Annotated in this window: 12 protein-coding genes and 1 other RNA gene; 9 read left to right on the top strand and 4 right to left on the bottom strand. The window is 60.7% G+C overall.

What is annotated here, in order from left to right; translation table 11 throughout:
• Positions 1-60: 60 nt before the first annotated feature.
• The 4 genes from J4D25_RS20495 to J4D25_RS20480 form a co-directional block, all read right to left on the bottom strand.
• Positions 61-639 (bottom strand): BON domain-containing protein, encoded by a 579-nt coding sequence (locus tag J4D25_RS20495; protein WP_057713355.1) that lies wholly within the window; start codon positions 637-639, stop codon positions 61-63.
• Complete coding sequence (locus J4D25_RS20490; protein ID WP_007972584.1) at positions 636-1,229, bottom strand: phosphoheptose isomerase; 594 nt, start codon at positions 1,227-1,229, stop codon at positions 636-638. Before J4D25_RS20490 ends, J4D25_RS20495 begins: the two co-directional genes overlap by 4 nt.
• 103 nt (positions 1,230-1,332) lie before the next feature.
• Positions 1,333-1,695, bottom strand: coding sequence for a YraN family protein (locus J4D25_RS20485; protein ID WP_057713356.1), 363 nt, complete (start codon positions 1,693-1,695; stop codon positions 1,333-1,335).
• The gene (locus tag J4D25_RS20480; RefSeq protein ID WP_057713357.1) at positions 1,695-3,506 is read right to left on the bottom strand and encodes a penicillin-binding protein activator; all 1,812 of its coding nucleotides are present in this window, start codon (positions 3,504-3,506) and stop codon (positions 1,695-1,697) included. Before J4D25_RS20480 ends, J4D25_RS20485 begins: the two co-directional genes overlap by 1 nt.
• Positions 3,507-3,683: 177 nt before the next feature.
• Here J4D25_RS20480 and rsmI point away from each other — a divergent pair, with 177 nt between their 5' ends.
• From rsmI to mraY, 9 genes are all read left to right on the top strand, one after another.
• Positions 3,684-4,589 carry a 16S rRNA (cytidine(1402)-2'-O)-methyltransferase gene (rsmI, locus tag J4D25_RS20475; RefSeq protein WP_198530230.1) on the top strand — a complete coding sequence of 302 codons (906 nt, stop codon included), beginning with the start codon at positions 3,684-3,686 and terminating at the stop codon, positions 4,587-4,589.
• A gap of 75 nt (positions 4,590-4,664) precedes the next feature.
• Positions 4,665-5,018, top strand: an RNA gene (gene rnpB, locus J4D25_RS20470) — RNase P RNA component class A.
• Between the two features lie 356 nt (positions 5,019-5,374).
• On the top strand, positions 5,375-5,830 hold the full coding sequence (gene mraZ, locus J4D25_RS20465) for a division/cell wall cluster transcriptional repressor MraZ (RefSeq protein ID WP_007917012.1): 456 nt from the start codon (positions 5,375-5,377) through the stop codon (positions 5,828-5,830).
• A complete protein-coding gene (rsmH, locus tag J4D25_RS20460; RefSeq protein ID WP_007972589.1) occupies positions 5,827-6,774 on the top strand; it encodes a 16S rRNA (cytosine(1402)-N(4))-methyltransferase RsmH in 948 nt (315 codons plus the stop codon). Before mraZ ends, rsmH begins: the two co-directional genes overlap by 4 nt.
• Positions 6,771-7,064 carry a cell division protein FtsL gene (gene ftsL, locus J4D25_RS20455; protein WP_007998257.1) on the top strand — a complete coding sequence of 98 codons (294 nt, stop codon included), beginning with the start codon at positions 6,771-6,773 and terminating at the stop codon, positions 7,062-7,064. The genes rsmH and ftsL overlap by 4 nt, the downstream gene beginning before the upstream one ends.
• Positions 7,064-8,803: a penicillin-binding protein 2 gene (locus J4D25_RS20450; protein ID WP_173677933.1), complete on the top strand. Its 1,740-nt coding sequence runs from the start codon at positions 7,064-7,066 to the stop codon at positions 8,801-8,803. Before ftsL ends, J4D25_RS20450 begins: the two co-directional genes overlap by 1 nt.
• Positions 8,803-10,266, top strand: coding sequence for a UDP-N-acetylmuramoyl-L-alanyl-D-glutamate--2,6-diaminopimelate ligase (locus J4D25_RS20445; protein WP_057713360.1), 1,464 nt, complete (start codon positions 8,803-8,805; stop codon positions 10,264-10,266). Before J4D25_RS20450 ends, J4D25_RS20445 begins: the two co-directional genes overlap by 1 nt.
• On the top strand, positions 10,259-11,626 hold the full coding sequence (gene murF / locus J4D25_RS20440) for a UDP-N-acetylmuramoyl-tripeptide--D-alanyl-D-alanine ligase (RefSeq protein ID WP_057713361.1): 1,368 nt from the start codon (positions 10,259-10,261) through the stop codon (positions 11,624-11,626). Before J4D25_RS20445 ends, murF begins: the two co-directional genes overlap by 8 nt.
• Complete coding sequence (mraY, locus tag J4D25_RS20435) at positions 11,626-12,708, top strand: phospho-N-acetylmuramoyl-pentapeptide-transferase (RefSeq protein ID WP_015096766.1); 1,083 nt, start codon at positions 11,626-11,628, stop codon at positions 12,706-12,708. Before murF ends, mraY begins: the two co-directional genes overlap by 1 nt.
• The last annotated feature ends 4 nt before the right edge of the window (positions 12,709-12,712 follow it).

The following is a 12,712-nucleotide window of genomic DNA, read 5'->3' as shown; positions in this document are numbered from 1 at the left end:
CTGGATGAGTGCATTCACCGGACGTTTTTCGCGAGCAGGCTCGCTCCTACAAGATGTAGATCAGTCGATGTACTCGAACAATTTCACGATCTTCTGCACACCGGAAACCCCTTGCACCAGGTTGGTCGCCTGCGCGGCTTCCTGCTTGGTCAGCAGACCCAGCAAGTAGACGATGCCGTTTTCAGTGACTACCTTGATGCGCGAGCCAGGGATGTTCGCATCGGCGAGCATCTGGGTCTTGATCTTGGTGGTCAGCCAGGTGTCGTTCTGGCGTGCCAGCAACGAAGAGGGTGGCAGGACTTGCAGTTCGTTGTGCACCTTTTTCACGCGCTGGACAGCGGCGGCAGCCTGTTCGGCCTTGGCCTTGAGGTCTGCGCGTGGCGTTTGCCCGGCGAGCAGTACGACACCGTTGAAGCTGGTGACGACGATATGCGAATCCTTGTCCAGGGCCGGGTCGGCCTTGGCGACGTTCACGCCAACCTTGGTGTCGATCAGGGAATCGTCGATCTTGCTGCCCAGTGTGCGAGTGCCGCGGTCATCTTCAATCGGTGCTTCACGGCTGGCAGTCACCACCGAGGTGCAGCCGCTGATGCTGAGGCACAGGGTCAAGGCCAGTAGGCCAAGGCGATTAGGGGTCATTCTTCACTCCCGAACAATTGGCTGTCGATCAAGTCGCAAAGGCAATGGATCGCCAGCAGGTGGACTTCTTGAATACGAGCGGTGACGTTGGCCGGTACGCGAATCTCGACGTCCTCGGGCAACAGTAGCGACGCCATGCCGCCGCCATCACGTCCCGTCAATGCTACGACAATCATTTCGCGATCATGTGCGGCCTGAATCGCTTGAATTATGTTGGCCGAGTTGCCGCTGGTGGAGATAGCCAGCAACACATCGCCCGGTTGGCCAAGCGCACGGATCTGCTTGGAGAAGATTTCGTTGTAGCTGTAGTCGTTGGCAATCGAGGTGATCGTTGAGCTGTCGGTCGTAAGGGCGATGGCCGGCAGGCTTGGGCGTTCGCGCTCAAAGCGATTGAGCAGCTCGGAGGAGAAGTGCTGGGCATCGCCGGCAGAGCCGCCATTGCCGCAGGAAAGCATTTTGCCTTCGTTGAGCAGGGCGTTGACCATGACCTGGCTGGCTTGCTCGATGTGCGGTGCAAGTACTTCCATCGCCTGTTGCTTGGTGTCGATACTGGCCTGAAAAAGCTGGCGAATTCGGGATTGCATGTCCATCTGTGTGACCTTAAGTAGCGCGGCTGTTCGGCACGTGAATGTGCAGCCCGCAAAGCAAAGAGCAAAATGTTGGGTGATAGTGTCCGGTTCGCAATGCCGGCGATCAGCCGTCGAAGGCATTCTGTAGCCAGTTCAACTGATCGAGGTGGCTGTCGATGGCAATCACGTCGAAGCGGCAAGGGGAATTGGCCCAGCGCGGCTCGCGCTGAAGATAATATTGCGCGGCGAAAATCAGTTTTTGCCGTTTGCGCTCATCGATGCTATCGAGCGCGTCACCCCATTGAGTGTTTTTTCTGTAGCGGACTTCAACGAATACTACTGTATCGCCGTCTAGCATGACCAGATCAAGCTCGCCGCGTTTACACAACCAGTTCTGCGCCAGCAGGCGCAGACCCTGTTGTTGAAGATGCTCGAGCGCATGGCGCTCGGCATCCTTGCCGCTTTGCTGGCGTGACCTGTCAGGCATCAGCGAGCGGTGTCCGGCAGGCGCTGAATCTGGCCATTGGCGAACTCGGCCCATGGTAACTGGCGCACGACCCGCTGGCTCTGGGACATGCCAAGGCTGCCCGATTCACCGTCGATGCGGCTGTCCGGCAGTGACTTGAGCTGGCCCAGGCGTGGCGCCAGACGATAGGCGTCCACACCCATGGCATACAGGCGCCCCAGGCTACCGGCGGCTTGTGGCCACTGGGCAGTGACCTGGCGGCGTAGTGGATCATTGGCGTCCAGCAACCATGGCGTCTCGCAGAAGCGAATGCCATTCATGTCGTTGTACTGGTTGACGTCACCGTTGGCGCTGAACACGTGGGAGGTGGCGTAGACCGGAACATCGCCGGCGTACTGGAAGTTCAGGGTCGGTTTGATCTGCTGGGCCTGTTGCGGTGTAGCGGCGAGGAAAATGAACTCGATGTCCTGGCGGCGCGATGGCTGGGCAGCCACTTGCGAGCCAACGGTGCTTTGCAGGCTCTTGGCGCGACCTTCGCTCTGACGCAGCTGGAACATGTCGGCAATTTGCTGGGCCAACTGGACCGGTTGGTCGACGCGTTCGGTGGCGACGATGGTGCCGCCATTGGCTTGCCAATCCTGGCTGAACGCCTTGAGCACGCGGTCGCCCCATTCACCTTTCGGCACCATGATGGCTGCGCGATGCAGGCCGTCGGCGCGAGCGCGGCGCGACACTTCGCGGGCTTCGTCTTCAGCGGCAAGGCCGAACTGGAACAGCTGCGCCGGGCCTTGATCGCCCTCGCTGTAATTCAGTGCCAGGGTGGTGATCGGCAACTGCGGGCGAGTGCTCAGCTGTTTGACCAGCGGCTTCTCCAGCGGGCCGACGACCAGTTGCACGCCATCGGCCTGGGCCTTGCGGTAGAACTCGTCCATGGAAGTCAGGCGCGAGCTGTCATAAAACTCGATGGCGGGTGGTTTCTGCCCGGCCTGTTGGGCCTGGTAGTGAGCGGCCATGAAGCCGTCGCGCAGCGCTTTGCCAACCGCGGCCAGTTGGCCGTCCTGAGGCAGCAGCAGGGCGATCTTGTTCAGGGGCTGGCTGGCCAGTTCCTTGAGTTGGGTCAGTGGCTGCGGCAATTGAATGGCTGCCGGGTGCTTCGGATTCTGCGCGCGCCAGTTGTCGATGGCGGCCTGTTGCTGCTCCAGGGTGCCGGCGGATTTCACGGCCAGTGCCAGGGCCATCCAGCCGCCGAGATCGTCGGTGGCACTTGGCTGCAACTGATTGGTCGGCAGCGAAGCGATCAGGGTCCAGATGGCTTCGTGGTTTTTGCTCGCGGCTTCGCCTTCGAGCATCGGGGCGATGAAAATGCGCTGGCGAGCGGCGGCAAGGGTCTGGCCATCGGCTTCAAGTGCGCGGGCGTGGATGGTGCCGGTGCGGACCTGTTGTTCGTCGGGCAGTTCGCTCAAGTATTGCAGGCTCGGATGGCTCAAGGCGGCCAGCGCGGCCTTGGGCTGATTGCGCGTCATGGCCAGTTCCGCCGCCAGGGTGTTGGCGAAAACCTGTGGGCCCGGCTTGAGCTGTTCGACAGGAACCTGTTGCAGGATTTGCGCGGATTGGCCGGCATTGCCCTGGCGATAAGCCAGGTCGGCGGCGCTCAGGCGCAGCAGGGCGGCATCTTCCGGTGATTTGCTTTGGGAGGCCTTCTCAAGCAGTTGCTCGATACTGGCGTCCGGTGTCCGTGGAAGCTCGCCAAGGCTGGAGGAGGGCGAGCTGGCGCAAGCCGTCAGCAAGGCAGCGAGGCAGAGGGCAGATAACAGCCGCAGGCAAGCGATCATGTAAGCGTTCCTGATACTCGATCAAATTAGCGTGGAATTGTACCCAAGCACTGGCCGGGGTGCGATGTTACTGGCGTGAATCAATCAATTTAGCTGGTGTAAATGTTGCGCCAGCGCACAAACGGTCACCGATACCTCGTTTGCTTGCGGGTATCGTGAGTCTCGCTACGCGCTACAATGGCGACTTTTACCGATCATGAGGTGTGCGCTTTGACTGCTCCAGGTGCTTTGAATTCCGCTGCTGGCTCGCTTTATGTGGTGGCGACGCCCATCGGCAACCTGGATGACATCAGTGCGCGGGCGCTGAAGATTCTCCGTGAAGTGGCCCTGATCGCCGCGGAAGACACCCGTCATTCCCAGCGCTTGATGCAGCACTTCGGCATTGCGACGCCATTGGCGGCCTGCCATGAACACAACGAGCGGGATGAAGGTAGTCGCTTTATCACTCGTCTGCTTGCCGGTGACAACGTGGCGTTGATCTCGGATGCCGGGACGCCGCTGATTTCCGATCCGGGTTATCACCTGGTGCGGCAGGCCCGGGCAGCGGGCATTAATGTAGTGCCGGTTCCGGGTGCCTGCGCGTTGATTGCAGCGCTGTCGGCAGCAGGGCTGCCTTCCGACCGCTTCATATTCGAAGGTTTTCTGCCTGCAAAGGCTGTGGGGCGACGTGCGCGTCTCGAGCAGGTAAAGGAAGAGCCTCGCACATTGATCTTCTATGAGGCCCCGCATCGCATCCTCGAATGTCTGCAAGACATGGAACTGGTGTTCGGTCCAGAGCGCCCGGCGCTGCTTGCCCGCGAGCTGACCAAGACGTTCGAGACCCTCAAGGGGCTGCCGCTGGCTGCGCTGCGCGAGTTCGTCGAGTCGGATAGCAACCAGCAGCGCGGCGAGTGCGTGGTACTGGTGGCGGGCTGGTCCGCGCCCGAAGAGGAAGGTGCCGTCAGCAGCGAGGCGATGCGCATCCTCAACCTGTTGCTTGAAGAAATGCCGCTCAAGCGTGCGGCGGCATTGGCGGCGAAAATCACCGGCGAGCGAAAGAATGTGCTGTACCAAATCGCGCTGGATCAGCAGAAGGGCGAGTAAAACCCGACGCGCAGGCGTGCCCAATGGCGCTTGGTGCTTGTTCTTCGGGCGCTCTGCCGGTAACCTTCGCGGCGGAGAGTCGATCGGACAGTCGCTGCCCCCTATGAAAATTAGGGGGGGGAGGAAAGTCCGGGCTCCATAGGGCGAAGTGCCAGGTAATGCCTGGGAGGCGTGAGCCTACGGAAAGTGCCACAGAAAATAACCGCCTAAGCGCTTCGGCGCCGGTAAGGGTGAAAAGGTGCGGTAAGAGCGCACCGCACGTCTGGCAACAGTTCGTGGCTAGGTAAACCCCACTTGGAGCAAGACCAAATAGGGTCCCAAGGCGTGGCCCGCGCTGGGACCGGGTAGGTTGCTAAAGATGTCCAGTGATGGCCATCGTAGACGAATGACTGTTCAAGACAGAACCCGGCTTACAGATCGACTCTCCACCTTTTTCTTTCCTCTGCTTGAATCATTGAGCAGGGGGTTGGGTGATAGCAATTTCCCTCCTTACACATTCATCCGCAGAACCTCTTTTGTAATACCAAAAAAATCTTACTCTTAATAAATTACTTTAACTTTCGAACGCAGCCTTCTGTGCTGATTCAAGTTATCGATCAGTTTCATCTGCCGGATTCTCGTTGTCCCTCCGTTAATGCTCCTAAATCTCAGTTCTGTAAGGGTTTTCCTTTACTCCGCGCCTTGACGGTGTGGTGGGCGCATTCCTATAGTGTGCGCAAGTGGCGGAAAGTGGCATGAAGTGGGTTTTTTGAACTCAAAACGCTAGAATTTGGAGAAACGCAGACGTGTTTCGCGGAGCCAACGCTATCAGTCTCGATGCAAAGGGCCGTCTCGCAATGCCGAGCCGGTACCGTGACGAGCTCGATTCGCGCAGTTCCGGGCAATTGATCGTGACAATTGATGCCGTTGATCCTTGTTTGTGTGTTTACCCCCTCGATGAGTGGGAAATTATTGAAACCAAACTGCGCGCACTGCCTTCGCTTCGCGAAGAGAACCGCCGCCTGCAACGTTTACTGATTGGTAATGCCGTCGACCTCGAGCTCGATGGCAGTGGTCGTTTTCTGGTTCCGCCGCGTCTTCGTGAATATGCCAAGTTGGATAAGCGCGCGATGTTGGTAGGCCAACTGAACAAGTTCCAATTGTGGGACGAGGATGCCTGGAACGCGGTTTCTGCCGCCGACCTGGCTGCCATTCAACAACCGGGCGCGATGCCTGATGAACTGCGTGATTTGATCCTGTGACTATTGATAGCGGCTTTAACCACATCACCGTACTGCTTGACGAAGCCGTCGAGGCTCTCGCCGTACGTCCTGATGGCTGCTATCTGGACGGCACGTTCGGACGCGGCGGACACAGCCGGTTGATCCTCAGTCAGCTCGGTCCCGATGGTCGGTTGCTCGGATTCGATAAAGATCCACAAGCGATTGCCACCGGGCAGACGCTAGCGGCCGAAGACGGCCGCTTTGTCGTTGTGCAGCGCAGCTTTGCCGAGCTCGGTTCGGAAGTCGCCGAACGCGGTCTGGCCGGCAAGGTCAGCGGCGTGTTGCTGGATCTTGGCGTGTCCTCGCCACAGCTCGACGACCCTGAGCGCGGCTTCAGCTTCCTCAACGACGGTCCGCTGGACATGCGCATGGATCCGTCCCGTGGCATCAGCGCCGCCGAATTCGTCAACACCGCGCCCGTGGAAGAAATCGCCCGGGTGTTCAAGGAATACGGCGAAGAGCGTTTCTCCGGCCGCATGGCCCGTGCTGTGGCCGAACGTCGCGACATCAAGCCATTCGAGCGCACCGGTGACCTGGCAGAAGTCCTGAAAGTCGCCAACCCAGCCTGGGAAAAGGGCAAGAACCCCGCAACCCGCGCGTTCCAGGGGTTGCGTATCCACGTCAACAACGAACTGGGTGATCTGGAAACCGGCCTCGAAGCCGCGCTGGAGTGCCTGGAAGTGGGCGGTCGCCTGGTGGTGATCAGCTTCCATTCGCTGGAAGACCGTATCGTCAAACTGTTCATGCGCAAACTGGTGAAAGGCGAAGCCGACAACCTGCCGCGCAACCTGCCGGTTCGGCATGTCGCCTTCGAACCGAAAATCAAAGTCCATGGCAAAGCGCAGACGGCCTCCGACGCCGAACTCAAAGCCAACCCACGTTCCCGTAGCGCTGTCATGCGTGTGGCGGAGAAGCTGCGGTGAGCAAGCTTTTCGCCAAGCCATTGCCCGGCGGAAGCTTCTTCATGCTGCTGCTGTTTGTCGGCGTGCTCGTGTCGGCCATCGGCGTGTCTTACAGCGCGCACTGGAACCGTCAGCTATTGAATTCGCTGTACAACGAACTGAGCGTGCGCGACAAGGCGCAGGCGGAGTGGGGCCGGTTGATTCTGGAGCAGAGCACCTGGACCGCCCACAGCCGTATCGAAGTGCTGGCCACCGAACAATTGAAAATGCACATCCCCGGTGCCGCTGACGTGAAGATGGTGGCGCCATGATGAAACTCGAAGGTGCACTCTTTCCTTGGCGGTTCCGCGTGGTGCTGGGTTTGCTCGGCATCATGGTGGCCGCGATTGCCTGGCGCATCATCGATTTGCAAGTGGTCGACCGTGCCTTCCTTAAAGGTCAGGGCGATGCCCGCAGTGTTCGTCATATTCCGATTCCGGCTCACCGTGGACTGATCACCGACCGTAACGGCGAGCCTTTGGCCGTGAGCACTCCGGTCACCACCCTTTGGGCCAATGCCAAGGAAATGCAAACGGCCAAAGAGAAGTGGCCGGCACTGGCGGCTGCCCTGGGGCAGGACCCGAAAGCCCTGGCCGAGCGCCTTGAAGCGCAGGCCAACAAGGAATTCATTTATCTGGTGCGCGGGCTGACGCCTGAGCAGGGCCAGGCGGTGCTCGATCTCAAAGTGCCTGGCGTCTATGGCATCGAAGAGTTCCGCCGTTTCTATCCGGCCGGTGAAGTGACCGCGCATATGGTCGGCTTTACCGACATCGATGACCATGGCAAGGAAGGTATCGAGCTGGCCTATGACGAATGGCTGGCCGGGGTGCCGGGTAAACGACAAGTCATCAAGGACCGGCGCGGCCGGTTGATCAAGGATGTCCAGGTCACCAAAAACGCCAAGGCCGGCAAGCCCTTGGCGTTGTCCATTGACCTGCGCCTGCAATACCTGGCCAACCGCGAACTGCGTAACGCGATCATCGAGAACGGCGCCAAGGCCGGCAGCCTGGTGATCATGGACGTGAAGACCGGCGAGATTCTCGCGATGGTCAACCAGCCGACCTACAACCCGAACAACCGCCGCAACCTGCAGCCGGCGATGATGCGTAACCGCGCGATGATCGACGTGTTCGAGCCAGGCTCGACCATGAAAGCGATCTCGATGAGCGCCGCCATCGAAACCGGCCGCTGGAAACCGAGTGATACCGTCGAGGTGTATCCGGGCTCCCTGCAGATTGGCAAGTACACCATCAAGGACGTATCCAAGACCGAAGGCCCGGTGCTCGACCTGACCGGCATCCTGATCAATTCCAGTAACGTCGGCATGAGCAAGGTCGCGTTCGATATCGGCGGCGAAACCATTTTCCGTCTGGCGCAGAAAGTCGGCCTCGGCCAGGACACTGGCCTGGGCTTCCCGGGCGAGCGCGTCGGCAATCTGCCGAACTACCGCGAATGGCGCAAGGCAGAAACCGCCACGCTGTCCTACGGCTACGGTGTTTCCGTGACCGCGATCCAGCTGGTCCACGCCTTCTCGGCCCTGGCCAACAACGGTCGCCTCGCACCGCTGACCCTGATCAAGACCGACAAGGCGCCGCAAACCACCCAGGTACTGCCGGAGGCCGTCGCAAAAACCATGCAAGGCATGCTGCAACAAGTGATCGAAGCCCCGCGCGGTGTGTTCCGTGCGCAGGTGCCGGCGTATCACGTGGGCGGCAAGTCGGGTACTGCGCGTAAAACCTCGGTCGGCACCAAGGGTTACGCCGTGAACTCCTACCGTTCGCTGTTCGCCGGTTTCGGCCCGATGAGCGATCCGCGTTACGCCATCGTGGTGGTCATCGACGAGCCGACCAAGGCCGGTTACTTCGGCGGCCTGGTTTCCGCGCCGGTGTTCAGCCGTGTGATGTCGGGGACCCTGCGCCTGATGAACATTACCCCGGACAACCTGCCACCTACTCAACAAGCGAACGCAACACCGGTCGTTCCGCTGAAAGCCAATGGAGGGCGCGGCTGATGTCCCTGAGCCTGAACAAGATTTTCCCTCACGCCGGCCACGATCTGCTGATTCGCGAACTCGCCCTGGACAGCCGCAATGTGCGTGCGGGTGATCTGTTCCTCGCTGTGCCGGGCGGGAAATTCGATGGGCGCGCGCATATGGTTGACGCCTTGCAGCGTGGTGCTGCCGCGGTGGCCTATGAAGTAGAAGGCGCCACGGTCCTGCCGATCACTGAAGTGCCGTTGATTCCGGTCAAAGGTCTGGCGGCTCAGCTGTCGGACATCGCCGGGCGTTTTTATGGCGAGCCGAGCCACCACCTGAACCTGGTGGGCGTGACCGGTACCAACGGCAAGACCAGCGTGACTCAATTGATCGCCCAGGCGCTGGACCTGCTCGGCCAGCACTGCGGCCTGGTCGGCACGCTCGGTTCGGGTTTCTATGGGGCGCTGGAAAGCGGCCTGCACACCACGCCGAACCCGATTGCCGTGCAAGCGACCCTGGCGGACCTGAAAAAGGCCGGGGCCAAGGCCGTGGCGATGGAAGTTTCTTCCCATGGCCTGGATCAGGGGCGCGTGACTGCCCTGGCGTTCGATGTGGCAGTGATGACCAACCTGTCCCGCGATCACCTGGATTATCACGGCACCATGCAGGCCTACGGCGAAGCCAAGGCCAGGCTGTTTGACTGGAATGACTTGAAATGCCGCGTGGTCAACCTCGACGACAAGTTCGGCCGGCAACTGGCCGCCGACAAGCGCGAGTCGCGGTTGATCACCTACAGCCTGGAAGACTCCAGCGCCTACCTGTATTGCCGTCAGGCGCAATTCGACGACGAAGGCGTGCGCGCCACGCTGGTCACGCCACAGGGCGAGCACCACTTGCGCAGCACCTTGCTCGGTCGCTTCAACCTGAGCAATGTCCTGGCGGCGGTCGGTGCGTTGCTCGGTCTGGATTACGCCCTGGACGAAATTCTCAAGGTGCTGCCGAAGCTTGAAGGCCCTGCCGGGCGCATGCAGCGCTTGGGCGGTGGCTCGCAGCCGCTGGTGGTGGTCGATTACGCCCACACCCCGGATGCCCTGGAAAAAGTGCTGCTGGCTCTGCGTCCACACGCCAAGGGCCGGTTGCTGTGCCTGTTCGGCTGTGGCGGCGACCGCGATCGCGGCAAGCGTCCGTTGATGGCCGAAGTGGTTGAGCGCCTGGCCGATGGCGTGCTGGTGACCGATGACAATCCGCGCACTGAAGACCCTGCAGTGATTTTCGATGACATCCGCGCCGGTTTCACGGCTGTGGATAAAGTGGAGTTCGTTGCCGGTCGTGGTCAGGCGATTGCCCGGTTGATCGCCAGTGCCTCGGCGGATGACGTGATTGTCCTGGCCGGGAAAGGTCACGAGGACTATCAGGAAATCAACGGCGAACGCCATGCCTTTTCCGATCTGGTCGAGGCCGATCATGCCTTGACCGCGTGGGAGGTGGCCCATGCTTAAGGCCTTGAAACTGAGTGAACTGACCGGTGCGCTGAGTGCTCGCCTGGTGTCCGCCGATGCCAGCTTCGACGGCGTGAGCATCGACAGCCGTGCAATCAAGCCGGGCCAGCTGTTTATTGCCCTGACCGGTCCGCGTTTTGACGGTCATGACTATCTGAATGAAGTCGCCGCCAAGGGCGCCGTGGCTGCGCTGGTCGAGCGTGAAGTCGCTGGCAGCACGCTGCCGCAGTTAGTGGTCAGCGACACTCGCCAGGCCCTCGGCCAGTTGGGCGCGCTCAATCGCGCCGCCTACACCCATCCGGTCGCGGCCGTCACCGGTTCCAGCGGCAAGACCACGGTCAAGGAGATGCTTGCGAGCATCCTGCGCACCCGTGGTCCGGTGCTGGCGACCCGTGGCAACCTGAACAACGACCTCGGCGTGCCGCTGACCTTGCTCGAACTGGCACCGGAACACACCGCTGCCGTGATCGAACTGGGCGCTTCGCGCCTGGGTGAAATTGCCTACACCGTCGGCCTGACCCGGCCGCACGTGGCCATTCTCAACAATGCCGGGACCGCCCACGTCGGCGAGTTCGGCGGCCCGGACAAAATCGTCGAAGCCAAGGGCGAGATCATCGAAGGGCTGGATGCCGATGGCGTCGCCGTTCTCAATCTTGACGACAAGGCATTCGGTATCTGGAAGGCACGCGCCGGTGATCGCAAAGTGCTGACGTTTGCGTTGAGCAACGCCAGCGCCGATTTTTACGCCAGTGACCTGACTACCGATGCCCGTGGCTGCCCGGCGTTCAACCTGCACAGCCCTGAAGGCGTGGAGCGCGTTCAATTGAACCTGCTCGGCACCCATAACGTCGCCAATGCCATGGCCGCCGCCGCAGCCGCCCATGCCCTGGGTGTGTCGCTGTTCGGTATCGCCACCGGCCTTGGCGCGATGCAACCGGTCAAGGGGCGCACCGTCGCGCAACTGGCCAGCAACGGCATGCGCGTGATCGATGACACTTACAACGCCAACCCCACCTCCATGTGCGCTGCCGTTGATATACTGGCCGGCTTTTCCGGTCGCACCGTCCTGGTGCTCGGGGATATCGGCGAGTTGGGCGAATGGGCGGAGCAGGGGCACCGCGACGTGGGCGCGTACGCCCGTGGCAAGGTTTCTGCGCTGTACGCCGTCGGGCCAATGATGGCTCACGCCGTGAACGCATTCGGTCCTCAGGCTTTTCACTTCAGCACGCAAGCTGAACTGATCAAGGCCCTGGACGCCGAGCAAGACACAAACACCACCATTTTGATCAAGGGGTCGCGCAGCGCTGCGATGGAAAACGTCGTCGCCGCCTTGTGCGGGTCCAGTCTGGAGAAACATTAATGCTGCTGCTGCTAGCGGAGTATCTGCAACAGTTCTACAAAGGCTTCGCGGTCTTCCAGTACCTGACCCTGCGCGGGATTCTCGGTGTACTGACCGCGCTGGTCCTGTCGCTGTGCTATGGCCCGTGGATGATCCGCACGTTGCAGAACCGTCAGATCGGTCAATCCGTTCGCAACGACGGCCCGCAGTCGCACCTGTCCAAGTCGGGTACACCGACCATGGGCGGCGCGCTGATTCTGTCGTCCATCGGTGTCAGCACCCTGCTGTGGGCTGACCTGAGCAACCGTTACGTCTGGGTCGTTCTGCTGGTGACCTTGCTGTTCGGCGCCATCGGCTGGGTCGACGACTACCGCAAGGTCATCGAGAAGAACTCCCGTGGCTTGCCGAGCCGCTGGAAATATTTCTGGCAATCGGTGTTCGGTCTGGGCGCGGCGATCTTCCTTTATATGACTGCCGCCACGCCAGTGGAGACCACGCTGATCCTGCCGATGCTCAAGGACTACAGCATTCCGCTGGGCGCCGGCTTCATCGTGCTGACCTATTTCGTGATTGTCGGTTCGAGCAATGCGGTCAACCTGACCGACGGCCTCGACGGCCTGGCGATCATGCCGACCGTGATGGTTGGTGGTGGCCTGGGCATTTTCTGCTACCTGTCGGGTAACGTGAAGTTCGCCGAATACCTGCTGATTCCTTACGTACCGGGCGCAGGCGAGTTGATTGTGTTCTGTGGCGCGTTGATCGGAGCCGGCCTGGGCTTCCTGTGGTTCAACACCTATCCGGCACAAGTCTTCATGGGTGACGTCGGCGCACTGGCGCTGGGCGCGGCCCTGGGCACCATCGCGGTGATCGTCCGTCAGGAAATCGTCCTGTTCATCATGGGCGGCGTGTTCGTGATGGAAACCCTGTCAGTCGTCATTCAGGTCGCCTCTTTTAAACTGACCGGTCGCCGCGTATTCCGCATGGCGCCCATTCACCATCACTTTGAACTCAAGGGCTGGCCCGAGCCGCGCGTGATCGTCCGTTTCTGGATCATCACCGTGATTCTCGTGCTGATCGGCCTTGCCACCCTGAAGCTGAGGTAGAAAC

This window comes from Pseudomonas sp. GW456-L13, from assembly GCF_017350115.1.
In the GTDB taxonomy this organism is placed as follows: Bacteria; Pseudomonadota; Gammaproteobacteria; order Pseudomonadales; family Pseudomonadaceae; genus Aquipseudomonas; species Aquipseudomonas jessenii.
This window is presented reverse-complemented; position numbering and strand designations above follow the sequence as displayed.